The following is a 1,302-nucleotide window of genomic DNA, read 5'->3' on the forward strand; positions in this document are numbered from 1 at the left end:
TGGTCGAACACGCGGCCGGAGACGCCCGGCTGCTGCAGCACGACGCCGTTGATGACGCCCTCGGGCAGGCCCTTGGAGAGGTCGGCGACCTCGACCTCGAAGCCGAGGGCCTCGGCGCGGCCCTTGACGACCGCGATGGTCTGCGGCAGGCAGTCGGCGTCCAGGACGGTCTTGCCGTCACGGGCACCCGCGCTCTGTCCTGCGGACTTATTGGCTCTGCGCATCAGAAGGACGGCCTCGGCGACGGCGGTGGCTTCATCCAGCAGGGAAGCATTCGCGACCGGCAGGCCGACGAGGTCCTGGACCATGGTCTGGAAGTTCAGCAGCGCCTCAAGCCGGCCCTGGGAGATCTCCGGCTGGTACGGGGTGTACGCGGTGTACCAGGCCGGGGCCTCAAGGATGTTGCGGCGGATCACCGGCGGCGTCACCGTGTCGTAATAGCCCTGGCCGATCATCTGCACGGCCGTCTTGTTCTTCGACGCCAGCTTGCGCAGCTCCGCCAGCACCTCGACCTCGCTCAGCGCGCCGCCCAGGTTGAGCGGCCTTTGCTGGCGGATGGAGTCGGGCACGGCAGTGTCCACGAGGCCATCAACGCTGTCGTAGCCGATCGCCTTGAGCATGGTGTCGATGTCGGTCTGGCGGCGAGCGCCGATGTGCCGGTCTGCGAAGGCAGAGGGACGGGAGTGAACGGTCATATGGAACTCCAGGGTCGGGCCGGCCCGCAGGACACGGCTGTGGATCAGGTTCCTCCCCGCTCTGTCGTGGACCTGAGAGATTCCGCAGGCAGGGGCCCGCTTGCACCGTCGGTGAGTTCGCCCTTCATGGTGAAGAGCGAGCTACTTTCCAGAGTTGCCTCGTCGCGGCGGTACGTGGGCCTGAGAGATTCCTGGGGAGGATTTGCTCCTACGGCGCCCGCATCAGTTTGCTTGCAGGACTCTCCCGCCGCAGATCAAAAGCGTGTCGCTTGTGCCGTGACCGGGGTCACAGCGATGTTGCCCTTCATCATCCGGCAGGGCCTGAACGGCTGACTACAGCAATCGGGTTAATTTTGTCGACACCCTTTATCCATATGTATGAAGGCCGCCCCGGGTGCGCGGACTTTGGACGATTGTCTAGACACGCTGGCAAAACCGCACTGTTGATTCGTAGACGGGAGCGGGGCCAAGCCCTGACCATGGAGTTGCCCGGAAACACCCCGCCCGCCGAGCCCAGAAGGAGCTCTACTGTGACACTGGCACCAGAAGGCCGGAAGATGCTGCGCATTGAGCAGCGAAACGCGGCCACACCGGTGGAACGGAAGCC

The 1,302-nt window shown here is 65.0% G+C and carries 1 pseudogene and 1 riboswitch; the pseudogene reads right to left on the bottom strand.

Going from position 1 to position 1,302, the window contains the following annotated elements:
- Positions 1–695: pseudogene (locus C560_RS22310) on the bottom strand (glycine dehydrogenase (aminomethyl-transferring)); the annotation flags it as partial.
- Between the two features lie 158 nt (positions 696–853).
- Positions 854–952: riboswitch (glycine riboswitch) on the bottom strand.
- Between the last annotated feature and the right edge of the window lie 350 nt (positions 953–1,302).

Origin of the sequence: Arthrobacter sp. 9MFCol3.1 (genome assembly GCF_000620385.1) — a bacterium.
Classification (GTDB): Bacteria; Actinomycetota; Actinomycetes; order Actinomycetales; family Micrococcaceae; genus Arthrobacter.